We start from the raw sequence: 26,927 nt of genomic DNA on the forward strand, positions 1-26,927 counted from the left end.
TATCACTTCCCTATCACAATGGCATTAACGCCTGTTGACATTGCGCCATCTAACAACCCTTGCTGAACACCTCTTGGCCCGACATACGGGTCTCGTGTCATATAGTAACTTACGCCATCAATAGACTTAACACCATCAACAATAATGAAGTGTTTTCCTTGGCCAGCGGGAACCTGAACGATAACACTCGCTCCTTCTTGCAGTGCTTTGTTTAACTGCTCAGGTAGCATTGTAGTGTTTACAGTATTTTTAACTCCCGCCTTAGATATCACATCTGATAATTCCAGAGTGTTAACGCCGGTCGGCCTGACCCCGTTTACAAAGCTTCCAATTGCATTGTCAAGGCTAATAGCCGCACCCGTTTTGTCAGTAATTGTCATTGCTGCGCAGGCTGGTCCGCATACAGGGGCGTCACCTTGTAAAACAACCGAGCCCTTTGGTTCATATGGGATTGTTTTAGGCGCAACAACAATACCGCCTGCGCCATCAACAGAAGCACCTGCTGTCGCTTTTGCACCTGTGCTCTCAGGTATTTTTGGTAAATCTGAAACAACCCTAGTCGTCGACGACTCCAACTGGGCAACAGTTTCACTGACCTTCACACTATCCTTCAACCCCATTTTGCCAAGGGTTTTACTGGAAACCTCGATACCAATCCTAGCCAGTGCAGCGCCGCCCTTAGCCAGCCCGCCTGCATCCACTGCAACACCCGCGACTGTATGCAGGAGTAACCCTACGTCACGTCCAAGCTGAAGGGCTTGGTCAGTTCCCCCATATTCCAGGGCATAATTGATTCGAGCAATTGAGGCTTCCAGGCTTTTAACGCCTTCCTCTCCGAGCTGTTTGCGGACCTCGGGATTCTTAACGAGCTCAGTGATGCCATTCAGACTGTCCACTGGATGGGCCAGGAAAGTCGCCATTCCCGAAAGGTCTTTCCACCCGCCCTCTTGGAGGCCTAAGACAAAACCGACTTGACTTCCAAGATCCTGTGCAGAATCGATCCCACCCCATTTTCTATAAACGGCGAGTTTCTCTATCAGGTTCGGCGCCGCATCCAGTTCCTTCTGCTTTTGTACTTCTTGCTGAGTCGCCAACCAATTGTTATCAACATTCGCAGTCGCCGCATTGGTAGCGGTCGCCACGCCATTGGGGTCCGTGACTGCCGCAATCCCTGTCACCAAACTGGTGATGATGTTGCGCTTAGCCTCTCTTTCTTCACCGGTTTCATCGGGGTTGGCGTCATCGAACAACCCTGCCAATACGCTTGCAGCCGAAGCCCCCACAGCACCTGAGGAACAACTCTGGTTACTGGCTGCAGCCCCCGCACACCCTACGATGGCATGGAGTGCCGCGTGTTCCGGACTGCCCTCCTTGAGTCCTTGCACTACCAGCTTGCCGATGTAGTCAGAGCCCTGTTGCTGGACGTAATTGACCACCATGTTTTGGGCAAACTGGCTGGTGCCACCCGTTACATTACCCGAAGCACCAGCGACCAATGCTGTCGCGATCTGGCGATAAGTGCCGCCTGCGCCCCAATCATTGGCTATGGATTTGGCTTCCTGGTTTAGCTCCAGATACTTGTCACGGTGCTTCTGACTTGCTTCAGGACTGAGATCCGGATTGGTGGAGGCGATTTGCTCTTTCTCGGCCAACGCTTTCTTGGCATCCACCTCACGAGCCCGCGACTCCAGGTAAACCGACACGTTCTGTACGAACTTGCCAGTGATGTCGAAACCGGCCTGGATCTCATCGACGTTGAAGATCGGTTTGAGCTTGTTGCTGCCGTCCCGATCACTGGACACGTCGGTGTTGATCGCCGCGACTGCCTGTTCGGAGGTTTCTCCGGTCAGTGCCTGCTGCTTGCTGCTATCGGTGATTTTTACGTCCGCGCCGCTGATGCCACTGCGGGTTTTGCTGCTGGAGTCATCGCCCGCATACAGCGCGATTGGCGCAGACACGCTGACACCTTTATCGCTTGCAATCACAGGCCCCGGTTTGGTTGCGTCTGCGTTGCCTTTCGAGTCCCGACCGATCTTCCCACCGTAACCGCCGCTGAGGTTGATGCTGGTGGCGTCATACTCGGCTTTATTCTTGATGTCAGAACTGGTGAGACTCCCAGTCGTCAGGGTATTGCGCCCGTCCGCTACAGCTTTGTCCGTACTGGCGATGACGGCGCCTTTCAGATCGGTATTGCCTTTTACATTGACTTGGAAGCCGCCGTCCCCAGCCTTGATCCCGGACTGTTCGCTGACACTCGCATAGTCACTTTGCATCTTCTGCTGGCTGATCCCACCACTGATGCTGCTCATGCCATAGCAGAACGGCGGGATACAAAGGCTGACGCCAACATTGGCGCTTTGTTGTTTGGAGGTGTAGGTACCGGTGTCCTGCAGGCTGGCGATATTGAGATCCCCACCCACATTCGCTTGTACCTGACGCCCAGAGACAACCGCTCCTTTGAGGTTTGTATCGCCTCCACTTTCAAGCAGTGCAATGTTACCGGCCTTAATCACACTGTTTGTCTGTGTGACATCTTCGCCGCTGGCCTTACCCCGTCCCTTGTTAGCAGCAAGATCCAAAGTAAACCCACTGCTTTCACCGAAACCAAATCCGATTCCTGCGCTCCAGCCGCTATTGCCGCTGGTATTTTTCTGACTGGACGTATTTTGCGCGGCCAGGAGACTGATCGCGCCATCAGCCTTGAGGTTGGCATTCTGGCCTGCCTCGATACGGCTGCCGAGGACGTTAATGTTGCTGTTCGCCCCGTCGCCTTTAGCGCTGATATTGACGTCACCGCCGGCAACTACGCTGCTACCAACCACGTTACGACCCGATTGACTCCCTTCCCGATGACTGCGGCTGTCACTGAGATTGATGCTGATCTTCACCCCGGCAGTTGGGGTTTGAAGCATCGACTGGCCCGCCTCCACGGCCTGATTGGCACTCATGGCAACATTAACGGCAGCCAGAGCGAGCATGCGGCCATCATTGGTGTCCTGGGCGGCTTTACCCATGTCCTGAATGCCACGCAAGGCTTCCAGCAAAGGCACTGTGACTGTTCCGCCTATCGCGGTTCGGCTGTTGCTTGCCGTATTACTGGTTTTAAGCGTGTCGAAGCCCGCATTGATGCCGACTCGTTTGGCGAGAATATCGATATCGCCTTTGGGTGCAACAACCTGACTGGCGACTTGGTTGTAATGTTCACCCGCCCTTAGCTGGACATCACCACCCAAGGAAGCCACCTGGCTACCGGACTGTCGAGTGGTGTCATTTTTATCGGATTCTTTTTGCTTGACGATACCCGTCGCCCCTTGCCACCAGGAGCCGATCTCGCCGACCTTCTTGCTGCTGGAGCGAGCAGTGGCACTGTTGGTATTTTCTGCACTCACAATCTCAAGATCGCGACCCGCATTGATCTTGAGATCTGCATCTGTAACCAGTGTGCTACCGCGAATGACGGCATCGCGGCCACTTTTGATATCAAGCGTTCCTGCGCTGATATCACTGCCCACGCTCTCGCTGGAACCCTGCCGTCCATCTTGGGCTTTCTGCGTGGCTGAAAGCAGGCCGTTGAACGTCATTCCAACCTTGCTGGACTGTTTGGATTGGCTCGATGCCTGATGCTGCTCGGCAGTCCCGATTACAACATCGTTGCCTGCCACGACTCTCGCCGCCTCTTGGGCCTTGATGGAGGAAGCCGTCATAACAATGTCGTTACCAGCCTTCAGGTCAACGCTTTGAGCCACAAGATCTGTGCCGGTAAAACTGGTCTGACTGTTAGAGCTGCTGCTGGACTTGCTGGACAAAAATCCTTTTTTCGATTTTGCACTGGCTTGGCTGGAGAAGTTTTCAGCAGCATCAAGATTGATGTCATGCCCGGCGCTGGCCAGCAATGCGCCCGCAGTGGCCAATTTTGCACCCTCGGCGTTGATATCCTGCGAGGCGGAGATAACCAGTTTTTTCCCGGCTTCAATCGTCGAGCTGACGGCTAGATCGCTCTCGCTTTCCGTCATCTTCGAACTCTTTTTACCCCACGATCCCTTCTTGGTCTTTGAGTAGTACGAGTAATCTGCGTTTTCAGATGTCGCAAGGTTGAGATCGTTGCCTGCGAACAAATAGGCCTCGTTGCCTGCGGCTACCCGGCTTGCTACAACGCCCAAATCCTGCCCGGCACTCAACGTCGCATCGCCACCGGCCTTGATCACGCTGGACACTTGCTGCACGTGGTCTTCGATGCTTTTGACCTTTTTCGTGTTGGCCGTGGAGTGCTGCTCGTTGGCTGCCGCGATGGCGTTGAGGTCGCGGGTGGCAATCAGGTTGATGTCGCGCTTGGCTTCGACCTGGCTGGCGATGGCGCTGATGTCGCGCCCGGCGACCACATGCAGGTCGCGGCCAGCGTCGACCACGGAGCCTTGCTGGGCGATGGTGGTGAAGCTGGAACGGTTGCCGATGGCGCCGCTGTCGAGGGTTTTTGAAGCGGTGATGTTGACGTCGCCCACGGCTTTGACCGTGGTGTCGGCGCCGCTCTTGAGCACACCGCCGACGTTGTTGACGTTGCCGCCAGCCTGCATGGCCAAATCGCTGGCCGATTCGATGCGCGCGGCGCTGTCGACGAAGTCGCTGCGTTCGGTGCGGTAGTTGCTGGCGCTTTCGTGGGTGGTGACGCTGCGTTCGTTGAGCAGGTCGGCGCCAGCGGCGAGGTTGACGTTACCCCCGCTGATCACACCGCCTGCGCGGTTGGTCAGGTTGTTGCCGCTGAGCAGGTCGAGGCGACCACCGGCTTCCATCAACCCACTGTTGGTGAGGCTGCCGCCGACGTTCGCCAGCAGGCTGCCGGTGGCGCGCAAGGTGCCGGCGTTGTTGAGGTTGCTGCCGGTGATCAGGTTGACGTCAGTGCCGGAAATCAACGCGCCGTTGGGCGCCAGGCGGTTGCTGGCCTGGGCGAGGTACAGCACCGGCACCAGCACTTGTTGCCCGGCGACGGTGGTGCTTTCCAGCCACACGATGTCGTGGGTCAGGGCCGCGACCTGTTCGGCGGTGAGGCTTACGCCCACCGACAGGTTAAGCGCGGTTTTGCTGCCGATGGCGTTGTCCATCAGGTGCTTGAACAGGTCGGCGTCGCTGGTCTGGCCGTCGATGAAACGCTGGCCGGTACGGGCGAGTACGGCTTGCTGGATCAGGCGCTGTTCGTAGAAACCATCGCCCAGGCGCTTTTGCGCGGTGTCGGGGTCATAGCCGAGCTTGGTCAGCATGTAGTCCGAGCCCAGGAACTGACGCATATCCGTGAACAGCGGGTTGGTTTCGATCAGGTACTTATGCGGGTTGGCTGCGAACTGGCTGGTGGGCAGGCCTTTGGCGCCATCGCTGTCGTTGAGGTGGAACAGGCCGTTCTGGCCGGTGGACAGGTCGAAGCCGGGCAGGCCCAGTGGGTTGACCTGTTGCTGGGCGAGGTCGGGCGGCAGTTGGGCGTTGAGGCTGACCTCGGTCGAGAAGCCCGGCGCGTTGGTGTTGGCGCCGCTGCCGACGTAGGTGTAGCCACCTTGCACGACGTTGTTGTCGATGCCGGCCTGGGCCTTCACGTCCACCGCGCCACCGGCCTGGATGACGGCGGCGTAGCTCTGGTCGGGCACCTTCAGTTGGGTGGTTTTGCGCAGGTCGGTCTTTTCGCTCTCCATTTTGCCGATGAACGCGGCCATGGCGGCTTCAACACCGTCCATGTTGTTGCTCGCCGAATAGCGCTGGGTGAAGGCCGCCGCCTCGCGGTACCAGCCCCCCGGCTTACGCTCGCGCTCGGAAGTGAAGATGCGGTCGTATTGGGTGTCGTGGGCCACCAGGCCGACGTTGGTCAGTTGGTCGACGCGCACGGTCATGGCGCCACCGGCAGCGATGCTACTGCTGCTGTTGAGCAAGGTGCCGCCGGTGAGCAGCATGTTGGCGCCGGAGGTGATGCCGGAGCCGGGCGTGGCGCTGGTGACGATGAGGTGATCGCGCTGAGTGATCTGGAACGGCCGGTTCTGCTTGCCGCCTTCGCAGTCGCCACCGGTCACGCCGTCGATACACGCTGTAGGGGTGATGGATGCGCTGTAGATGCCGGACTCGGTGGTGAGCACAGTACGGATGTTCTGGATCGTGCTGGCGGCCAGGATCAGGTTGCGCTCACTCTCGATCGTCCCCGAGCTGTTGATGATGCTGGTGGCCAAGCCGCCCTGGCCGTCACGATCGACGCGCAGGTTGCCCATGGCGTAGATCGCGGCACCGAGGTTTTTCAGGCGGTCGACCTTGAGGTTCAGGTCGCCGCCGCTGAAGATCAGGCCGTGGTCGTTGAGCAGGTTGCCCACCGAAAGATCCAGGCTGCCCTGGCTGGCGACGCTGCCGCCCACGGTCCAGTCCTTGCCACTGCCGACCAGGGCGCGGGTGCCGAGCAGTTTGCCGGTGGCGGTCTGTTGCAGGTTATCCACGTTGACGGTCAGGCGCCCGGCCTGGATCGCGGTGCTGTTGGTCCAATTGACCTTGTCGAAGGTCAGTTCGCCGTTGGTGACCAGGCTGCCACCCACGTCATCGAGGCTGATACCGCTGAGGTCGAGCACGCCGGTGCCCACGTGCAACACCTTGCCGCCGGTGTTCTGGAAGCGGGTGGCGGCGAGGCTCAATTGGTCGTTGGCGGTCTCCAGGCTACCGCTGTTGTTGAGCAGGCCACCGATGGCGTAGCGGGTCTTGCCGCTGGTGCCCAAGGCGCGCATTTGCCCGCTGTTGTTCAGGCTGGCGGTCTCGACATCAAGGGCCGTTGCGCTTTCGATCAGGCCACGATTGGTCAGTGCGCCATTGAGGCTGACGTCGATCCGGTTGCCGGCGATTTCGCCGCCGTTATCCACATTCATACCGGTCAGGTGCACGCGATCTCGAGCAAACAGCGCGCCGCTGCCGTTGTTGAAGTCAGTGGCGTCGATCTGCGCATCACCGGCTTTGGCGGCGATGCGGCCACCGTCGTTGTCGAGCGTACCGGCGGTGATGGTCACGCCAGAGCTTTCACTGTGGATCAGGCCGTTGCTGCTGTTTTGCAACAGGCCGCCGGTGGTCAGGGTCAGGCCATCGTTGGCGGCCAGGGTGCCGGTGTTACGGTTGTCGATGCTGTTGGCGAATACCGTCAGCAAGCCCTGGCTGGCGAGCTTGCCGCCCTGGTTATCGATGTGCGCGGCGCGCTGGATCAGCAGCGGCCCGGCGCTGGCCAGCTTGCCGTTGCGGTTGATCAGGTCGCCGATCAAATCCAGGGTGATCGCCCCGCCAGCGGTCAGGTTACCGGTGCTGTTATCCAGGGTATTGCCGTTGAGGGTGAACGCACCGGTGCTGTCGATGATGCCGCCCTGGCTGTTGTCCAGCAGGCCGCTGACGTTGAGGGTCTGTGCGCCGTCGCTGAGCAGGCGACCTTTGTTGCGGTTGTCGACGCTGGCGGCGGTGACGTTCAGCGCCTGCTTGGCGCTCAAGGTAGCGCCCTGGTTATCCAGGCTTTGCGCGGTGGCGGTGAGGCTGCGATTGGCGATCACCGTGCCGGTGTTGGTGAGGTGCTGGCTATCGAGGGTGACGTCGCCACCGGCATTGCGGGTGTTGTCGGCGTTGACCCCGGCTTCGATGATGCCGCTGTTGGTCAGTTGGCCGTTGCTGGCCAGGGTGATGCTGTCGCGGGCGGCGAGGGTCTTGCTGTTTTTCAGGGTGCCCTTGGTCTGTGCCTTGAGGGTGGTGCCCGCGTACACAGCGCCCTTGGTCTCCAGGCTCGCGGCCTTGATGTCCACCGCACCGCTGGCGGCGGCTTGGGCCATGCTCAGGTGGCCGTTGGCGTCGAGCTGAATATCACCACCACTGGCGACCAGCGTGCCGTCGAGCTTCACGCCCACACCGGCTTCGGTGCCCACCAGTTTGATCGCACCGGCATACATGCCGCCCAAGGCCGACGAGTCGATGGCCAGTTCCGGCTTGGCGCTGCCGTCGTCGGCGCGCGCGGTGGCTTTCAGGCTTTGGGCATCGACGTCATTGCGCCCGGCGATCACCGTGAGTTGTTTCGCGTTGATCTGCGCATTGATCTTGGCCGAACGGGTGATGATCTCGAAGTGGTCGACGTTGCTCGCGTTCAGGCCTTTGCCGTCGATGGTCACGGCGCCGCCGTCGACCTGGTAGCTTTTCAGTTGCCCGGCCTGATCGATCATCGGTTTACCGGTGGTCAGGGTGACGTTGGGGGTGTTGATGAACCCGCAACCGTTGCAGCTGATGCCGTAAGGGTTGGCGACGATAACCTTGGCCGACTGGCCCGCCACTTCGGTGTAGCCGCGCAATTGGCTGGGGCTACCGCCTTTGACTTCGTTGAGGATGACATTCGCCGCGCCGCCCTTGAGGTTCGGGTTGCCGACGATGATCCCGCCCAGTTGCGTGCTTTGCACAATGCTGTTGGCGTTGTTGAGGATCACGCCGTTGGGGCCGACGTTGTAGTCCTTGAACTGGTTGTGGGACAGGCCGCTGCCATTAGGGGTGGCGATGTTCACCACCGGCACGCCGTTGCCCGCCTGGCCGACCGTGGTGCCCGGGCCACTGACCACGATCCCGTCGGCCTGGGCCAGCAGTGGCTGCCAGAACAGCGCGTTGGCCAGAATCAAGGCCAGGCCGCGTTGGCTCAGGGTTTTCAGGGCAGTAACGGGGCGAACGTCCATATTCAAAATCTCAAAGGCTGCGGGCGTTGAATTACAGGTAGAAATCCAGGCGGAAATAGATCGGCGCTTCGCGCTCGGTCATCACGCCAGGTCGCTCCAGGGAGTGGGCAAAGGTCACGCTGGTGCTGACGTTTTTGCCGCGGGCGAACAGCTCGAGGGAGTTACTCGACACCCGGCCGTGCTGGTCATCGTTGTAGCGATCGTTGCGAATCACGCCCTGGTCATAGCCGACGCTGGCGCCGTATTCGGCAAAGGCGGGACGCATCCAGTCGAGGGTCACCGGGCGTGCCCAGCGCACTTCGTTGCGCCAGTAGCCGCCGCTGTCGCCGGTCAGTTGCTGGTCCTTGAACCCGCGCACCGAGTACGAGCCGCCGAGGCTCATGCGTTGCGCCGGATACAGCACGTCTTCACTGCGCTGTCCGGTGGCCAGGCTGGAAAAACTCAACGATTCGCCCCACAGCGTGAAGGGTTGCAGGTAGCTCACTGTGGCGGTGTATTTGCGGTAGCGCGGGGTTGGGGTGAGGTTGCCGCGGATGCGTTCCTGGTCATCCTTTTGGGCGTCAAAGGCACCGGTGCCGTTCTGCATGCCGACATCCAGGTTGACGAAGGCGCTGCCGATGCGGCGCCCGTGGTTGATGCCCACCTGGAACTCGCTGAGGCGGTTGCTGCTGACGTCCAGGCGATCGTCGTTGAAGTAGTTGTTGGTGCGCAAATGGGTCAGGCCGACGTTGACCGAGGTCTTGCTCACGTCATCGCGATGCACCACGCGCTCGGCACGCACCTGGTGGTTCTGGCTGTCGCCCGTTTGCTTGTACTTGTAGCCGTCAAGGTCGCCCGGCGCGCGGTACTCGCTCTCACTGTAGGTGTAACTGAAGTTCCACCAACCCCACGGCACGTTGTAGTAGAGCATGCTGTTTTTCGAGGTTTTCTGGTGGTCGCTGATGGCATCGTGGCCGCCGCGCAGGATCAGTTGATCGGCCAGGCCCAGCGGGCTGTCCCATTCCAGGCCCGCGCCCCACTGCTGTTCGCCGGTGCTTTTCTGGCCGTCGTTATTGCGCGACAGGCTGGCGCGCCAGGGCTTTTGCGGCTGGTTCTTGACCAGCACTTCACTGCCGCCTATCTGCGTGCCGGGGGTCAGTTCCATTTGCGCCTGCTTGGACGGCAAGCGGCTCAGTTGATCCACCAGTTGCTCGACTTCGCGCAGGTTGAGCGCCTCGCCGACCTTGCCGGGAAAGGCCATGGCCAACTCGCGGTCGGTGACCGTGCTGCCCTGGGCGCCCTTTATGCCTTCGAGCTTGCCTTCAACCACCAGCACTTGCAGATGGCCGCTGGAAAGGTCCTGTTGGGGCAAGTAGGCGCGACTGGTGACGCGGCCCTTGGCGATGTAGTCGTCGGTGATGACCTTGAGCAGTTCATTGAGCTGCGTAACGCCCAGGCATTGGCCGATATAGGGCTTGAGCAGGCGCGTGCGGTCCGGTGCCGACAGGCTGTCGGCGCCCTTGAGTTCGATGTCTTTGATCGGGAAGCAACGGGTGTCTGCCGGCGTGGTCGGCGCCTGGGGCTTGGCGGCTTTGCCGGGCAGGTCCTGGAGTTCTTGGAGACGCCGCTGTTGCTCTTCGAGCAGGCGGTTCTGCCGGTCACGGATCAGGTCTTGATCCCCTGGCGTGGGGGCGGCTGTGGCGCTGTTCAGGCTCAAATACGCGAGCATGAACGTGCACAGCAATAACCGAGTCCGTGGCGATAACAGAGACATATTCGATCCGTCGAAAATCAGGGGGCGGCAAACTAACATCGAACTTCGACTGATCCAAGAAACTGGATAAGTTGTACGCTCGCACCAGTAATGGCTGCAACACACTGATTAATAACAATAAATAATAATCAAAAAGATGATCGGCCTGTTGCTGGAAGTATTATTCCGACAAGCGGCAACTGTTTTGATTGTGATTCGGTGGATAACTAATTGATGGCCACTAGTTGGCCATCCAGTTATCGCCGAGATAGGTTAGTACCGGGAAAGGTAGAAAAGTTCGCGGGGGTTTTGTGAATTGGATCCCATTTATCGGAATTGCAGTACAACGTCCCAAGGGGTGCGGGATTGTTGTGGTGGGTCCGTTCGTTGTGGCTATAGGGCTTGTTGTGGCGAGCGGGCTTGCCCCGCGTTGGGCTGCGCAGCAGCCCTAAAACCTGGCGCCGCAGCCTGCCTGAAACAACGCGGCGGTTTTCAAAGGGGCTGCTGCGCAGCCCAACGCGGGGCAAGCCCGCTCGCCACACCAAGCCCGTTCGCCACAGGGGAAGCCTTTAGCCGAGGTCTTTGCCTTTTTCCTGGCCCGGCACCAGGGTCAGCGGCGGCCGCTCCACGTCACGCGAGACGTGGGACTTCACTTCTTCCACACCGCCCTCCTCGTCGTTGTGGATAACCAGCACACCCGGTCTGCGCAACTGCTCCAGGTCGCCCTCCCCCAGCTTGAAACTTTCACTGAGGTGCTGGTCACTGAGCGCATTGGCCTCGGCGCGACGCTGGGCGAACTTGCGGCCCTTGCGTTGCTGGTAGCGCGCCCAGCTGATCAGGATCACGGCGTTGAACAGCGCGATCCACAGGTAGATCTGCAGGGTATTGAGCGCCGCGAAGATCGGCGCTTCGATGCGCGGGCCGCCATGCGTTTCCAGCATCGACGTAATGCCGCGCACCACTAACCAAACCAGGCCGGCCCAGGCCATCAGGGTCAACAGCACATCGATGACCCACATCACCGGGCTTTGACGAGTTCGCACCAGTTTCATGATTACGCGTCCTCATTGGCAGGTTTGATACCGCGATCCGGGCTGACCCAGCGCGCGCGCTTCTGGTGCTGGTTGAACAGCACCTTGGGGAAGCTCACCAGTGTGGTGAACAGGCTGACCAACCAGAACACCATCGGGTACCAGACGGTCCAGAACAGGGTTTTCCACAGGTCCTTCTCGTAGCGCCGGTCGATCAGGATGCTCACCGCGAACTGCAACAGGCACACCATGGCCAGTACCAGCCCGGTAAACGCCGGCGGTACCAGGGAGTCCACTGCAATCGCCTGCGGCAGCACCATGAATTTGCCCAGGCCCCAAAAGATCACCGAGAGCATGAAGGTAAACGCCCAGCCGGTGGACAGGCAGTATTCGAACAGCAGCGGCCACAGGTAGCGATGGCGCCATTGCCAGATGCCACGGATGTTTTTGAACAGCACTTCGGCGCCGCCCTGGGCCCAGCGCAGGCGCTGTTTCCACAGGCCACCGACGGTTTCCGGCATCAGGATCCAGCACAGCGCGCGCGGCTCGTAGAAGATGCTCCAGTGATCGAGTTGCAGCTTCCAACTGACATCGATGTCCTCGGTGATCATGTCGGTGCTCCAGTAGTCGATGCGGTCGAGCGCTTTCTTGCGAAACGCCACCACCACACCGGACACCGTGAAGATCCGCCCGAACACCCGCTGGGTGCGCTTGATCAAGCCGATGATCGAAGAAAACTCACCCACCTGCACCCGGCCGATCAAGGTCGAGCGCGTGCGGATGCGTGGGTTGCCGGTGACGGCGCCCAGGCGCGGGTTGTCGAGCATCGGCGCGATCATGTAGGCCGCCGCGTTTTTGTCGAGCAACGCATCGCCGTCGATGCACACCAGGTACTCACTGCGTGCGGCCACAGCGCCCATGCGCAGGGCCACGGCCTTGCCCTGGTTCTGCGCCAGGTGCAGCACCCGCAGGCGTGGGTGTTCCAGTGCCAGCGCGTCGAGCACCGCAGCCGTGTTGTCACTGGAGCCGTCGTTGACCGCGATCACTTCGATGTTCGGGTACAACTGGCCCAGCGCCGCATGGATGGTTTCGGCAGCGTTATCGCCTTCGTTGTAGCAAGGGATGATGATCGAAATCAGCGGGTTGCCGGCCAGGGTCGGCGCCGGCGTGTCCTCTTTCCACGGCCAGTGGCGCTCCCAGTGCAGCCAGAAGTACAAGCCGCCGGCGATCCACAGCGCCGACATGAACAGCGGGTAGAAAAACACGAAGTCCATCAGGAACTGCCCGGTGACCAGAAAGATCAGGCCCAGGGGCAAACCCAACACCAATGCGAGCACGAATAAAGCCAGGATTCTGTCGAACATGGTCAAGGGTTCCATTGATTGGAAAGGGCCGGACGTATCGTCTTCAGGTCCGGGGAGTTTTCCAGGAAGTTGTCCGGGTAGTAGCCAAAACTCGTGACCCCCTGGCGCTTGAGTACACCCATCCATTCAGCCAATTGCGCACCACTCAGATCCGGAGCGGCCTGGGTGCGCCAGTCCTTGGCTTGCAGTTCGAACACGGTCCGCTCAAGCGCACCCGGGCGCGCCTTGACCGTGGCGACCAATTTTTCCAACCAGGCGTTGGACGTCTTCAGCTCCTGCCCTTCCATCAGCGGCATGGCCATCGGCGCGGTCCAGTCGTAGGTCTGGAGGAAATCATCGAGGTTCTGCGCGAACCAGGCTTCGCTGCCCGGGTTGAGCATCGGCTCGGCGAAGATATTGCGCGCGGTCTGCACCTGCGGCCCACCGATGGCGCGGACCTTGGCGGTCAGCTCCTGGGTGAAGTCGATCAAGTAGCGGCTCTTGAAGCGTGTCCAACGCTGCATCACCGCCGGGTCGGCGCGCAGGGCCGCAATGGTGTCGGGCAGGCCGTTGGCGGCATAGGCCTTGAGTGCGGCGGGGCTGGCGTCTTCGAAGTCGGACAGCACCGCATCGTCGTGGTACAGCACGCCGTCGATGGCATTGTTGCGCGCCAGGTCTTCATAGATTTCGCCAATGATCTTGCGCACCTGAGGGTCGAACGGCGACAAGCGTTTGTATTGGTCGGGATCGAGGCCCACCTTGCCGGTTTTCGGGTCCCAGCGGGTCACACGGGGCAGCTTGGGGTCGAGGGCGAAACTGAGCACCGGCATCCAGGCATACACGGCGGCGTGGGCACGGGTGTGCAACTGCCAGGAGACGCGGTTGAACAGGTCGGCGCGCACCGGCAAGTGACGGTTGGGGAAGTACAGCTCATGCACCAGGCCGTCACCCTTGGGGTCGGCGAACGCTTGCAGAAATACGGTGCCCGCGCCCATGTCCACCACGCGCTGCACAAGCTGGTCGAGGTTACGCGCTTGTTGGGCCGGGTCGGGGTCATAGACGTTGTCCAGATCCACATGCAGCACCCGCAGCGGCGCATTGGCCTGCGCCGCGACGATGCTGTTGGCGAAATGCTCGCCGTCCGGGTCGGAGGCCACCAGGAAGCGCGGGCTGTTCATCAGGTTGCCGAGACTGTCGAGGCCGTCTTCCAGGGTCAGGGCCATCTGATAGCCCTGTTCGCCGACGATCGCCAGCGAGGTGCCCTTGGCCGCGCCATACGGCCACACCCATACACGTGGTTTCTTGCCGGTCACGGTTTGGATTTTGTTGGAGATTGCCGAGACATCCGCCCGCATCCGCGCCTGGAACTGCGCTTCGGTTTCATAGCGGCCCGTGGCCGGGTCATAGCGCAGCGAGGTCGCCGCCGGCTCCAGGTTGCCCTGGGGGTTGGCCAGGATCCCTGTGTGACTGGCATCGGTGTGCGCGGCGATTTCCACCAGGCCCGATTGCGACACTTCGCGGATCTGCTGCCAGGTAAGGAACTCTGCGCGTGGCCGCGGCGAACCGGCGAAGTCCACCGGTTTGTTCAGCGGCGTGTCGATCCAGTAGCCCACCGGCGCCAGCAAAGCGGGCCAGTGATAGGCGCGCAGAATCGGCATCACGCGGGTGTAGAAGCTGGAGTAGCCGTCATCGAAACTGAGCATGATGGCTTTGGGCGGCAGGGTCGGCCCACCCCGGCGAGCGGCGAGGATCTGGTCCACGCTGACCGCCTGGTAGCCGTTCTCCCGCAGCCAGGCCAACTGCTCGATCAAACGCTCGGTGCGCACCGCCACCACCGCTTGATCGGGGTCGCGATCCTCGACGTCGTGGTAGGCAATGCCCAGGAAATGGTTTTTCGGCCACGGTGCTTCACTGGCCGCTTTCGGCCGCTCGACGGGTGGTGTGAATGGCGCGGGTTGCTGGGCGCAGGCACTGGCCAGCAATACACCCAGGACCAACAAGCAACGGCTAAGGAGGGTCATGGTCAGGCTCTTCTAGAAACGGTAAGTGAGGTCGACGAGCAGGCGCAGATCGCGTTCGCGATCACCGTCATAAGGTCGGCTGATCAGGCTCAAGTTGGCGCCGGCTTCGAGTACGTCATTCCAGCGAACGCGTTGGCCGTAGCCGATAAGGCCGATGCCGCCGGTGGAATAATCGCGCTGGCTATAGGTACCCGCACCAACCTGGAACTGCTGACTCCACTGGGTCTCGTAGCGGTGATAGAGCACATGGTTGATGTTGACGGTGGGCAATACGCTGAAGTCCGACTTCGGATTGAAATACACCGTGTCTTCCTTGCTGTTTCGGCTGGCACCCACTTCCAGGCCCAGGTCCACTTGCACATGCGGCGAGCTGTAGATGCCCTCGCGACCGGTGAGCAAGGCTTCGACGCGGTCGTTGCCATCGCTGAAGTGGGAGGGGCTGAGGGACAGTTTCCACTCGCGGCTTTCATTGGCGCGCCAGCGGATAAAGCCGCTGCCACCGTTGGCGGTGACACCGTCATTCAACGCGCGCAGCGGCGTGGTGGTCAGGAGATAGCCGAGGCTGCCGCCGTATTGCCAGTTGTCATTGATGTCGCGGGCGATCGACACGCTGGCGCCTTGCTTGGAGCCATCGCCGTAGGAGTGGTTGGAGACCTCGGCTTCCAGGGTCATATCGCGGGTACGCCGCTCCACACCCACGCGCTGCCAACGGTGTTGGCCCGTGCCTTCCTCGAAGTCGGCGGTGGCATAGCCAGCACCGGCGAACAGGCGCCAGTCTTCATCGATGGGCGGCGTATAGATCACGCTTTCAATGCCCCAGTCACGGCTGCCGGCGACGGCACCCGTGTCGTTGTTATTGCCGCCGCCGTAGCTTTTGCCGGTGTAAGCCTCGACGCGCACTTCGGCCATGTCGTGCACATCGCGCAGACGGCTCAGGCGCTGCACCTGGCGGTTGTCCGGGTTGCGGGCGACCACGTCATCGGTGAGCAAATCGAGTTGGCGCCACTCCTGCAGATCCAGGGCTGTGTAGGCCTGGGACACCTCCAGGCCGATATCACGCGGGGCCTGGGCCTCGGTTTCCTTGAGGGTGGCTTCGGCACGGCGTGGCAGGTCGCGGGCGCGGTACATGTCGGCCTGGGCCAGGCGCAGGCCGACGTTGCCCGGCGCCTTGGCCACCAGCGCCTCCAGGCCGACTTCGCTGCCCGGCAGGTCACCGCCGTAGGTGCCGGCCTGGGCGGACAGTTGTTGGGCATCCATCCAGTTGTCGTTGGGGTTGCCGATCGGCAGGCCCTTGAGTTCGACGCGAGGGTTCTGGCTGTTGGCGAGGTCCTGGGCGACGGTGCGCGCGTCTTCGACCTTGTCGCTTTCCAGCAAGGCATAAAACAAGGCCGTGCTGTCGTCGACACGGTAGCTGGCGTCAGCATCCGGGGCGGTCAACACCTGGCGATACAGAGGTTCGGCCTTTTCCGGCTGGCGTTGGTCGAGGTAGGACGCAGCGACCCAGCGTAGGGCGTAGGTAGGCAGTTGCACGCCTTCGCCGTTGAGGGTCTGGTACTCGTGGATCACGTCAGCGGTACGCGACCGAGCCTTGAGCGCGCCCAGGCGGTCGATGCGCCAGCGCACCACGTCGTCATGCGCGCTGGCATCCGGGGTCCAGCGGGCGAGTAACTTGTCGTAGTCCTGGAGGGCGCGATTAGCAATGACATAGCGTTCTTTTTCAGTGCGCGTGGCGAACTCTGCCAGGCGCACGCGCTCGGCGGCGAGGTCGCCTTCCAGGCGGCGCTGGGTGACTGGGTCGAGCAGGCCCGGGCGCTGGGCCGACAGGCGCAACGCGGCTTCCGGCAGGCGGGCCTTCTGCAGGGCGGTGATGTACTCGCGGGCGACTTCGGGTTTGTCACCGGCGCGGATAAAGGCCTGGTCGAATTCAAACAGCGCATCGTAGTTCAAGCCGGCGCGGGTCAGTGCGTAGCCCAGGGCCATGCGCCGGTTGGGGTCATCGGGTTTGGCCGCCACCAACGCGCGGGTGCGCTCTACGGCTTCTTTGGCTTGGCCGCCGTCAGCCTGGGTGAGCGCCAGGCCCAGTTGCAGGTCGACATTGTTCGGTTCACGCAGCAGCGCCTGGCGATAGACCGCCTCGGCCGATGCCCACTGCCGTTGGTCGCGATACGTCCGTGCAACCGTCGCCAGCGCCTGCGTACTCAAGTTGCGATGCTTGCCCTGCGCCTCGTACACCTTCAACACCTCGGCGCCCTGCCCGGCCCAACCGGCAATCACCAGATGATCGCTGACCTGCCCCGGCGTCTGGCGTTCGGCAGACAACTGGCGCAACTGGGTCAATGCGGGGGTGAAGTTGCCGTTGCGCGCCTGGATGATCAGGGCGTCATAGGCTGGGTCGGCCACGGCGAAAGCGGGCATCAGCAACTGGCTGCACAAGGTGACCCCGATGAGCAGTCGCAACCGTCCTGTGGCACTGAGTGGTAGGTTTCGCAACATATCGTGAGCTTCCTTACACACGGAAAGCTGTAACGATAGGTGGTCCTGAGCAATTTGCTGCAGGGTGCCGGCGTCTCGTGACCCGGCCTAGCTTTCCTGTGGAAACTATCCCTCAGGAAAGCAGGGAGAAGTGCAATTCAGAACAATTGTTCAGAATTGCCTGCCCTTCCAAAACGTGAATGTGGGAGTGGACTTGCCTGCGATAACGGGCTTTCAGTTGGCTGGGACGTCAACTGTTTGACCCGTATCGCGAGCAACCCCGCTCCCACATTATTTGTTTCGGTTTGACGCAGAAATACTTACTGCGCGCCGCTCACGGCACCGGCTTTCGCCATCACAAAGTTCAGGAATTGCTCGACGGTCATCTTCTGGCCGTTGAAGGTCACTTCATTGTTGGCGTAGTGCAGCTTGGACACCACGTCGCTGCCCACCAGGGTCGCGAGCTGAGTACCCACCGCCACGCCGCTCACCATCTCGGCGGCCATCTGCGACTGCTGCTCGATGGCTTTAGGGTCGGTCACGCCACCGGCCTGCGCCTGCAGGGCGGCAATGTCGGCGATCATCGGCTTGGACAGGGTCAGGTTGGCGTCCAGCAGCGAGATCATCTGCTTGCCCAGCTCAACTGGCGGCAGTTCCATGGTGGTCGGCTTGGCCAGGTCCAGCACCAGGTTGAATTTGCTTTCGCCCTTGGTGGTTTTCAGCGACAGGTTTTCCACCGCCACTTGCGGCTTGGCGGCCAGCAACTGGTTGACGTTGGCTTCGGCCAGGGTCTGCTCGGCTTCGGTCAGTTGCAGCTCAGGCACGGGTTGGCCGGCAGCGGCAGCGGCTTGCACCGGCTGCATTTTTTCCTGGTAGAGCTTGGTCAATACGAGCATCGACGGGACGTCGACGTTCTTCATGCTCAGGGCCATGGCGGCCGAACCGACAGGCTTACCCTGGTAACCGATTTCGTCGATCTTGTAGTCGACACGGCCGGCCAGGTTGTTGTCTTTGGTTTCGCTGGTGTCTTTCTGCTCGAAGCCCTTGAGGGTCAGCACGGTCTTCTGTGGGCCCACGGTGAGCTTGGTGTCGGTCAGCTCAACGGTGTTCTGCCCGGTGTAGAAGCCGAACGTGGATTTCTCCAGGTTGCTGGCCACGGTCAGCCCGGACAGGTCGGCTTCGAACGGCGCGCCATTGGCATCCACCACGGCGACCTTGAGGCTGTTCATGTAACCGTTGGCCTTGACCTTCTGGCCTTCGGCGGAGCTGTCGAAGTCCATGTTCGCGCCGGAGAAGCTCACCGAGGACTTGTCGTCCTTGAACTCCAGGGGCAGCAGTTCGACGTTACCGTTGACCGAGCGGCTGTAGCCGATGTTGGCCACGCCTTTGAGCGGCGATACGTCTTTGGCGGCGGCAAACCACTTCTCGGTGGTGGCGTTCTTTTCCAGTGCGTAGTGACTGGTGGCCATGACCGGCAGCCATTTCAGCGTGACCAGGCGCGAGAACGGCAGCGGGCCGTGCTCGATGTGGTCGACGAAGAGCAGCTCCGGGTTCGGGTTGTCTTCGCCGAAGACCGCGCCTTGGGCCTTCAAACGGTAGTGGGCGGTGCTGCTGAACACGCCACGGTCCAGGGACACCAGCTCCAGCGCCACAGTGCCATCGACACCGGCCATGGAGGTCTGCAGTTCCTTGTTGGCGTTCTGGATCGCGGTTTGCAGCACCGGCTCCAGCTGTTTACCGGTGTACCAGGCGCCGCCTGCACTGACGACGCCAACGGCGACAACAAAACCCAAAAGAACAACTGCTGGCTTATTCATGAAGTGACCTGATCAAATCCTGTGAGAAGTGGGCTTTCTTCCTTGAACCCCAAACGAGGTTGGTTCAAGCCCGCCGAAAACGGGGGGAAGATTAGCACTGGAGGCCGCGAACGGCCCAGCTTTTCAGAGGGGTAAGGTCGGCACTTGGTTCACGAGTACTCCATTTCGATTTCATCGAGCTGGTGATCGAAACTCTTCAAGCGTGCGGTCCAGGTGTACACCAGCACCTCAAACTCGCGGTGAATCACGGCATTGCCGGGGGTGTCGGATTTGGGATCGCAGAAGTCCAGCTGGTAGCGCTCACGGGCCATCTGCGTAGCAACGTCGGACAATTCCCGCGCGTTATTCAGCCAGTGCCTACCTTCGGCTACTTGCCGATCCAGCAGTACGCACTGTTTTTTCAGGACTTCGAGGCTTTTTTCCAGGGGGGTGCCGGTGAGGTCACCCATGACTTCCTGGAAGGTGCGCCCGGGTTGCCAATAGCTGCCCCAGAAATAGCGGTCGAACACGGTTTCGACCCGACGCAGGGCGACTTTGGTGTCCCAGATCGCCACGCGCGTCTTGCCTTGTTCGAGAAGCTTTTTCTTCACGCGTTGGTTTTGGTAGGACGCCCAGGCGACCACGCCGATGGACAGGGTGCCGATCACCAGGCACGCGCTGTCGAGAAAGACCATGGCCGTGTCGAGTTGATGGGCGAGCATGACGCCGTAGAAATAGGCAGCCGATAACAACACCAGTGCGAAACACACGCACCAGAAAGCGGGAGCATAAGGGTTTTTCATTATTGGAATCCCCAAGAGCAAACGCGAGCAGTGTCAGGCGGCTGCCGTTGACTAAAAAGCCACGGGAGCCCGCCTGTCAAAGCATAGCTACCTGCTCAGGGTTTGCCGGGTTGTGACGCTTGCGTTCGTCCGCTTTCCCATCCGCCGCCCAGAGCCAGGAACAGATCGATCTGGCTCATGGCAACCTGGGTGTTGGCCGCCGCCAGTTGCGCCCGCACATCGGTGTAGGTGCGGGTGGCTTGCAGGTCGGCCAGGAACGAGGCGCGGCCGGCCTGGAAGAAGCGGTGCGTCTGGTCGGCGGCTTCCCTGGCGGAGTCGCCGGCCTCGGCCAAGGCGTCACGACGCTGCAACTGCGCGGTGTATTGCGCCAGGCCTGTCTGGGTCTCGCGGATGGCGTTGAGCACCACGCCGTCGAAATGCGCGAGGGCGCCCTGGGTGGCGGCTTCGGCTTCGTGGATACGTGCACGCGCACCGTTGGTCGGCACCGACCAGCTGATCATCGGGCCAAAACCCCAGCGGTTGGTCACCGGCGTGCCGAGGTTCTCGAGCAGGCCGACGGTGCCGACACTCGCGCCGATGCTGATATCCGGGTACAGCGCGCCGGTGGCCACGCCGATACGTGCGGTGGCGGCGGCCAGTTGGCGTTCTGCCTGGCGTACATCGGGGCGGCGCTTGAGCAGCGTGGCACCGTCGCCCACCGGCAGCAGTTGGGCGATGTGCGGCAGCTCGACGCAGGTGCCGGTGCCCGCCGGCAGTTGGTCCACCGGTTTGGCCAGCAGCATCGACAAGCGAAACAAGCCGGCCTGGCGCGCCGCTTCGTAGCGCGGCATGTCGGCACGCAAGGATTTGTATTGGGTTTGCGAACGGGTGACCTGGGTTTCATCACCGCGCCCGGCGTCGCGCAGGCGTTGGGTCAGTTTGGTGCTCTGGCCTTGCAGGTCGAGGGACTCGTTGGCAATCGCGAGTTCTTCATTGGCGGCGCAAACCTGGGTGTAGGAGCGCACCACATCAGCGACCAAGGTGATACGCGCGATATCGGCAGCGGCCTGGGTGGCATCGGCGCTGGCTTGGGCGCTTTCGATGCCGCGCTGCAGGGTGCCGAACAGATCGAATTGATAGGAGGTGGTGATACCGACACTGCCGATATTGCCCACCGGGACTTTCTCCGACAGCAAAAAGGCCTCACCGGACTCCTGCAGGCGCTGGGCCTCGGCCTTGGCACCGGCGCTCCAGCCCCCGGCGGATTCAGCTTGCTGCACCTGATAACGCGAGCGCTGCAGGTTGGCGGCGGCCACGCGCAAGTCGGTGTTAGAGGCCATGGCCTGGCGCACCAGTTCATCCAGGCGCGGGTCTTTGTAAAGCTTCCACCAGTCCGTCGGCACCGGCGCCGACACCACGTTGTTGCCCTCGCCCAACAGTTGCCCTTGCAAGTCGCCCCGGTTGACGGCGGCCTTGTCCGGCAGTCGGTAATCGGGGCCCACCACCTGGCAGGCTGACAACAGCAAACCCAGCGCAGCGGTGGCCAAAATCTGCTTCATGGCTGGGCTCCGTCCTTGGGCTTGTCGCCAATGATCGACACCGTCGCCGTGCGCCCGGCGATCATGCGAAAGTCCGCCGGCACGTCGTCAAAGGCAATGCGCACCGGAATCCGCTGAGCCAGGCGCACCCAACTGAATGCCGGATTGACGTTGGGCAGCAGGTTGGCGCCGCTGCTGCGGTCACGGTCCTCGATACCGGCGACAATGCTCTGTACATGACCGCGCAGGCGGGCGTTGTCGCCAATCACGCGGATATCGACGGCCATGCCGACGTGGATACCGTCGAGCTTGGTCTCTTCGAAGTAGCCGTCGATATGGAAGGAGTTACTGTCCACCACCGACAGCACCGGGCGCCCGGCGGTGACGAATTCCTGGTTGCGCGGCGCGCGGTCGTTGACGTAGCCGTCCACCGGGCTGCGGATCACCGAGCGGTCGAGGTTGAGCTGCGCGGCGTCCACCGCCACTTGCGCTTCGGCCAGGGCCGATTGGGCGCGGGCGACGCGGGACTGGCTTTCTTCCAGCTGTTCGCTGGGCACCAGGTTGCCGAGGCCACGGTTACGCTTGTACTCGCGCTGGGCCTGGGCCAGGGTTTCCTGGCGGTCAGCAACGGCGGCCTGGGCTTGGCGCAGGGCCAGCTTGAAGCGGTCCTGGTCGACAGCAAACAGCACCTGGCCCTTGGTCACCAGTTGGTTATCGCGCACGTCGACTTGCTGGATCAGCCCGGACACGTCCGGGGCGATCTGCACGATATCGGCACGGATGTGGCCGTCACGGGTCCAGGGCGCATACATGTAGTACATGACCATGCGCCACACGACGACGACAGCGAAGCTCACTATCAATAACGTCAGGACTACACGGCCGATGGTCAAAAAAGGTTTTTTCATGTCATCAGGTATCGACTGAGTGAGTCCACCGCGCCCAGCAACAGCGCGTAGAGCCCCACATTGAATAATGCCCGGTGCCAGACCAGGCGATAGAAGTGGACGCGGGTCAACAGCCCGTGCACCACCAGAAACAACACATACGTAATGCCCATCAGCACCAGCAGCGTGGGCAGGAACACCCCGCTGATATCCAGATCACCGATCATAAAGGCGCTCCATCAGGCAACGGCGCTTCCATCTCCGCGCCGCCAATAAACTCAACGCCCGGCAGCAGCGACAGGCGCAGACCGGCCAAGGCATGCAGCAGATGCAGGCGGGTGTCGTCTTCGTCTTGCAGGCCCTGGCCGTTGAGGGCGCGGCGGGTGCGGTCGAGGGTCAGCAGCAGACCGCTTGGCGCGGGCAAGCGTTCACCCGCCTTGAGGCACGCCTTGAAGTAACCGCCCACGCCTTCCACCACTTGGTTGAGCAGCACCCGTGGCACACCGTAGATGCGTGGCGAGTACGCCAGCAGGTCGAGCAGGTTCAGCGCCACGCGCAAATCGCGCAGGGCGCTGCCGGTGTCCTGATTGATCAACGCCAGGCGCGGCAGATGCTGCATCAGGCGGTCGAGCATTTGCACGGCCATGTGCCGGTGTTCGTTCAGGGTCGCGGGCTCGGTCAGGCCGACGATGTCGCGCCAGCTGAAACGGGTCAGGCGCTTGGCCGCCAGTTCAGCGCCGAAGGGCCGTGCGACCAGGGTCCAAACGAAGGCAAACAGCAGGCCCACGGGCCCGGCCAGGTTGACGTTGGCGAAGTTGAGGAAGTCCGCGTCGTAGGCACCCTGGATGCTGATGAACGATGAGGTATTGACCAGCGTCAGCAGCATGCCGAGGTAAAAACGCGGCTGAACGGTGAGCGTGCCAATGCAGATAAACGGCACCGCGAACGCCAGCACCAGCATGGGGAAGTCGTGCAAGTTGGGCAGTACAAGAAACAGGTACAGACTGGCGAACAGCACCGACATGGCGGTCCAGAAAAAGAACCGGTAGATCTGCGGCGCCGGGTCGTCCATCGAAGCGAAAAAGCTGCAGGCCACAGCGGCCAGAATCACCGCGCTGCCGCCGTCGGTCCAGCCCAGCAGAATCCACAGCACCGAGGCGACGATGATCGCGGTGACGGTGGAAAACGCCGAGTAGAACATCAGGCCACGGTCGAGAAACGGCGTGAGCCGGCCCAGGCGCCAGTGGCGGTAGACGGCGCGCCAGGTGTCCTGGCTTTCGCATTGGATGGCGGCTTGCAGGCTGCGGCAGTCTTGCCAGAGGTCAATCCACTCACCCAGGCGATAGAGCGCGTTGGAGAACAGCAGCGTGTGGCGGTCGTCCAGCGCTTCGCCCTGGGGTTGCAGGGCGTCGAGTTGGTCACGCAGGGCGCGCCAGCTTTCCAGCGGCGCGGTTTCGGTGGTGCTTTGCAGCCACTGGTTGGTCGCGTCCAGCAGCGGTGTGAGCTGATCAAGAAACTCCGGCGCACGGTGTTCGATGGCGTACAGCGCATCGTCGAGCGCATCGACCACCGGCAGCAGGTGAATCATCCGCCCGCGCAGTTCCTTGGTGTTGCGCACCGTCTGTGGCCGCGCGCCTTCGTGGGGCAACTGGCCGATCATCAATTCAAGGGTGTTGAAAGTGGCGACCATGCCGCCGCGCAAGGTGCTGACTTCTTCCGGCGTCACGTTGCGGGTGAGAAAGCGCTGGCTGTAGACCTGTGCGTCGGCAAACCACTTGGCCACCGAACCATCGAACACCGGCATCAGGCGACGCGGCCAGAACATCGCGCCCACCACCGCCGCGACGGCGATGCCGAGGAAAATTTCTTCGGTACGCGCTTCGGCCACGTCCCACACCGCCAGGGGGTTATCCACCACGGGCAGGGCAATCAGCGGCAGGGTGTAACCGGCCAGCATCAGCGCGTAGTTATTCGCGGTGCGCAGGTGCATTGAAAGGAACAGCAGCGTGCCCGTCCACAACGCAATCACCACCACCAGGAGGTAAGGCGACTGCACAAACATCGGCACAAAAATCACCGCGGCCGCCGCGCCCATGAAGGTGCCGATGGCGCGGTACAAGGCCTTGGAACTGGTAGGGCCGACAAACGGGCTGGAGACGATGTACACCGTGGCCATCGCCCAATATGGACGCGGCATTTGCATGAGCATGGCGATGTACAGCGCGATCATCGAGGCGGCGAACGTGCGTACGCCGTAGAACCAGTCTTTCGCGGGCGGCATGCCGGTAAAAAAACCGCTCAAGATGGCACAACCGCTGGATGTTGGTGGGCGGCTTCAAAGGCGTGTAGTACGCGCAGCGCAGCCTCCATGTCCGCAGTCGTGATGTCGGCCAGCACTTCCCGGCGCAGGCGCACCAGTTGCGCCTCCACCGCGTGCACCAGTTCACGGCCACGCTCGGTGAGGCTCAAGGCCTTGGCGCGGCGGTCGTGGATGTCTTCGGTGCGGCACACATAGCCTCCGCTGCACAACTGATCAAGCAGGCGCACCAGCGACGGGCTTTCCATCCCGGACGCTTGCGCAACCTTGACCTGATGCACACCGTCGCCCAAGCGGCCGATCATCAACAACGGCACGGCGCAGGCTTCTGAAATACCGAAGCTCACCAGCGTGGTCTGGCAGATTTTGCGCCAGTTACGGGCGCCCACCACCATGCTGCTGCTGAGGTTCATCTGGAGTTGTTCGAGGGATTGAGGCACTGGATAGTTCGCATACAGTTAGTTTGCTAACTATCAATATGGTCGATGGATCCAAACGCGTCAAGTTTTGAAACAATTTAGCGGATGGGTGGCGGAGCATGCGGGAGGTGTAGGTGAGTAAAGCGGGTTTGAGCGTGGGTGTTGATCGTTCCCACGCTCTGCGTGGGAACGATCGATTGGTTGTTAGGCCTCTTGGCCGGTCAGGATTTTTTGCACCATCGCCAAAAAACATGCTTGCGCGTCATTTTCCTGCTTCCTTGTATTCATAGGCCACATCCGGTGTTACAGGCACACCGGCCACTATCGTCCACCTCCGTTTAGTCGATAGGAAATTTCCCAATTTCGCGCAGAGCATGCCCCGCTTCCGACTCAATAAACTCAAACACCTCCTCCGGCACGCTGTACTGAAACTGCTTGCGCCGGTGTTTCGACACCTTGCCTTCGTTATCCAGGCACATCATCACCAGCTTCGACAAATCACTGCCGCGTACGTCGAAGCGCTGGTTCACGGCCTTGATCACACGGTCGTAGCGGTCGAGAAATTCGGTTTCTTCGCGCAGTTCGACTTCCAACGCACGGCGGGCCATTTGCAGGGTGAATTCGACGCAGCGGGTGGCATCCCAGTAGCGGTAGATCGAGGGGTGGCCGATGAAGTCGAAGGCCATCTGATCGCCGTCCAGCCAGGTAACATCCCAGAACTCCCGCGTCGGTTGAGAAAAGGCTTTGAGTGCCTCCAGGTAGGCTTGTTCTTCGTGCTTCATGGCAACGGAGACCGGCAGCAGCAGGCCGTGTTCCAGTGCGCCGTAGTGGCAGAGCATCTGGTGGATCAGGAAGCGGGACAGGCGCCCATTGCCGTCCATGAACGGGTGCAGAAATACAAAACCGAATGCGGTCACGGCCGCCGCGACCAAGGGGTCAACCTCGCGCACAGGCTGATTGGCGAAGGCCATCAGCTCTTCCATCAGCTCCTGACAGAGTGCTGGCGCCGGCGGCACATAGCTGACGCCCGCCGCGCCACGCAGGCCGTTGTGCAGGTGGTTCTGCTCGTGGCGGAATGCGACGGCCTTGTCGAAGAGGTTGGAGACGGTGCTGTTTTGCAGCTCGACCAAGTAGTCCTCGGTGAGCAGGCGACCTTCGTGGGCCTGGCGTAACAGCTGGACGAAGCGGCGGGATTTTTCTTCGCTGGGTTGTTCTTTTTCGATGGCGAACGAGTCACGGGTTTCATGCAGATAGGCCCACTGGATGGCGCGGTCCATCATTTCGGGTGGCAGCGCGGCCATGAAAGACTTGGCGCGGCTCAACACATCAAGCGCCAGCAACGCCTCCAGCTCAGGCGTTCGCTCTACGGTGGCACAGTAATGCAGGGAGCCCAATCCGTTGAAATCCACTCGCCAGCGACTGTCACGGGTGCTGGGGCCGGTTACATAGCGCTTGGGATCGAACAGGGCGACAACGCGTCCGCGAACGGGAAGGGCGTAATTCAGCGTCTTCCCTGTAAACCCTTCCCAAAGAAAGCAGGCCTTTCTGATAAACGCGCCATTGGGCGAATCCGCCAACCCAGCCAGGAAGGGTTCTGGGCCCAACCTTTCAAATACCTGGGCGAGCACCGCTAGATTTACGCCTTCATGCTTGAGCGCGAACAGCACATGTTCAAACAGTGCATGTTGCGCAGGCGCCACGCTGTGGGGGACGGCCAGGCAGTTGCCGATCAAAGTGATTCTGGTCACAGGTTTGATCATCGCGACGCGATAGGGCGCGATAACTTTTAGATCCAGCGCTTCACAGAGAAGGGCATATCCGACTGTTGGCATGGTGAGCCTTTCCAGAAAAAATTCACTGGAGCGATTAAAGCCCAGTTTTTTTTACCTCTCA

The 26,927-nt window shown here is 61.2% G+C and carries 14 protein-coding genes; all 14 read right to left on the bottom strand.

Annotated features, from left to right (window positions below; translation table 11 throughout):
* Positions 1 to 2 precede the first annotated feature (2 nt).
* Positions 3 to 8,696: a hemagglutinin repeat-containing protein gene (locus ACR52_RS15230; protein WP_053221246.1), complete on the bottom strand. Its 8,694-nt coding sequence runs from the start codon at positions 8,694 to 8,696 to the stop codon at positions 3 to 5.
* 31 nt (positions 8,697 to 8,727) lie between these two features.
* Entirely contained in the window at positions 8,728 to 10,449 is a 1,722-nt protein-coding gene (locus ACR52_RS15235) for a ShlB/FhaC/HecB family hemolysin secretion/activation protein (protein WP_048725534.1), read from the bottom strand.
* Positions 10,450 to 10,997: 548 nt separating this feature from the next.
* Positions 10,998 to 11,480 (bottom strand): poly-beta-1,6-N-acetyl-D-glucosamine biosynthesis protein PgaD, encoded by a 483-nt coding sequence (pgaD, locus tag ACR52_RS15240; RefSeq protein WP_048725537.1) that lies wholly within the window; start codon positions 11,478 to 11,480, stop codon positions 10,998 to 11,000.
* Positions 11,481 to 11,482: 2 nt separating this feature from the next.
* On the bottom strand, positions 11,483 to 12,823 hold the full coding sequence (gene pgaC / locus ACR52_RS15245; protein ID WP_048725541.1) for a poly-beta-1,6-N-acetyl-D-glucosamine synthase: 1,341 nt from the start codon (positions 12,821 to 12,823) through the stop codon (positions 11,483 to 11,485).
* A 2-nt stretch (positions 12,824 to 12,825) separates the two neighbouring features.
* Positions 12,826 to 14,823, bottom strand: a complete 1,998-nt coding sequence (gene pgaB / locus ACR52_RS15250) for a poly-beta-1,6-N-acetyl-D-glucosamine N-deacetylase PgaB (protein ID WP_048725542.1) — start codon at positions 14,821 to 14,823, stop codon at positions 12,826 to 12,828.
* A 12-nt stretch (positions 14,824 to 14,835) separates the two neighbouring features.
* On the bottom strand, positions 14,836 to 17,316 hold the full coding sequence (gene pgaA, locus ACR52_RS15255; RefSeq protein ID WP_048725544.1) for a poly-beta-1,6 N-acetyl-D-glucosamine export porin PgaA: 2,481 nt from the start codon (positions 17,314 to 17,316) through the stop codon (positions 14,836 to 14,838).
* A gap of 299 nt (positions 17,317 to 17,615) precedes the next feature.
* On the bottom strand, positions 17,616 to 19,112 hold the full coding sequence (locus tag ACR52_RS15260; RefSeq protein ID WP_048725546.1) for a YdgA family protein: 1,497 nt from the start codon (positions 19,110 to 19,112) through the stop codon (positions 17,616 to 17,618).
* 149 nt (positions 19,113 to 19,261) lie between these two features.
* On the bottom strand, positions 19,262 to 19,894 hold the full coding sequence (locus ACR52_RS15265; RefSeq protein ID WP_048725550.1) for a hypothetical protein: 633 nt from the start codon (positions 19,892 to 19,894) through the stop codon (positions 19,262 to 19,264).
* Positions 19,895 to 19,989: 95 nt separating this feature from the next.
* Positions 19,990 to 21,432 carry an efflux transporter outer membrane subunit gene (locus ACR52_RS15270; protein WP_048725553.1) on the bottom strand — a complete coding sequence of 481 codons (1,443 nt, stop codon included), beginning with the start codon at positions 21,430 to 21,432 and terminating at the stop codon, positions 19,990 to 19,992.
* Entirely contained in the window at positions 21,429 to 22,319 is an 891-nt protein-coding gene (locus tag ACR52_RS15275) for an efflux RND transporter periplasmic adaptor subunit (RefSeq protein WP_048725556.1), read from the bottom strand. Before ACR52_RS15275 ends, ACR52_RS15270 begins: the two co-directional genes overlap by 4 nt.
* On the bottom strand, positions 22,316 to 22,525 hold the full coding sequence (locus tag ACR52_RS15280; RefSeq protein WP_012721577.1) for a DUF1656 domain-containing protein: 210 nt from the start codon (positions 22,523 to 22,525) through the stop codon (positions 22,316 to 22,318). The genes ACR52_RS15275 and ACR52_RS15280 overlap by 4 nt, the downstream gene beginning before the upstream one ends.
* Positions 22,522 to 24,600 (bottom strand): FUSC family protein, encoded by a 2,079-nt coding sequence (locus tag ACR52_RS15285; RefSeq protein WP_048725561.1) that lies wholly within the window; start codon positions 24,598 to 24,600, stop codon positions 22,522 to 22,524. The genes ACR52_RS15280 and ACR52_RS15285 overlap by 4 nt, the downstream gene beginning before the upstream one ends.
* Entirely contained in the window at positions 24,597 to 25,028 is a 432-nt protein-coding gene (locus tag ACR52_RS15290; protein ID WP_048725563.1) for a MarR family winged helix-turn-helix transcriptional regulator, read from the bottom strand. Before ACR52_RS15290 ends, ACR52_RS15285 begins: the two co-directional genes overlap by 4 nt.
* 344 nt (positions 25,029 to 25,372) lie before the next feature.
* Entirely contained in the window at positions 25,373 to 26,866 is a 1,494-nt protein-coding gene (locus tag ACR52_RS15295) for a Fic family protein (RefSeq protein ID WP_048725567.1), read from the bottom strand.
* Positions 26,867 to 26,927: the final 61 nt, after the last annotated feature.

It is taken from the genome of Pseudomonas fildesensis, assembly GCF_001050345.1.
Lineage (GTDB): Bacteria > Pseudomonadota > Gammaproteobacteria > Pseudomonadales > Pseudomonadaceae > Aquipseudomonas > Aquipseudomonas fildesensis.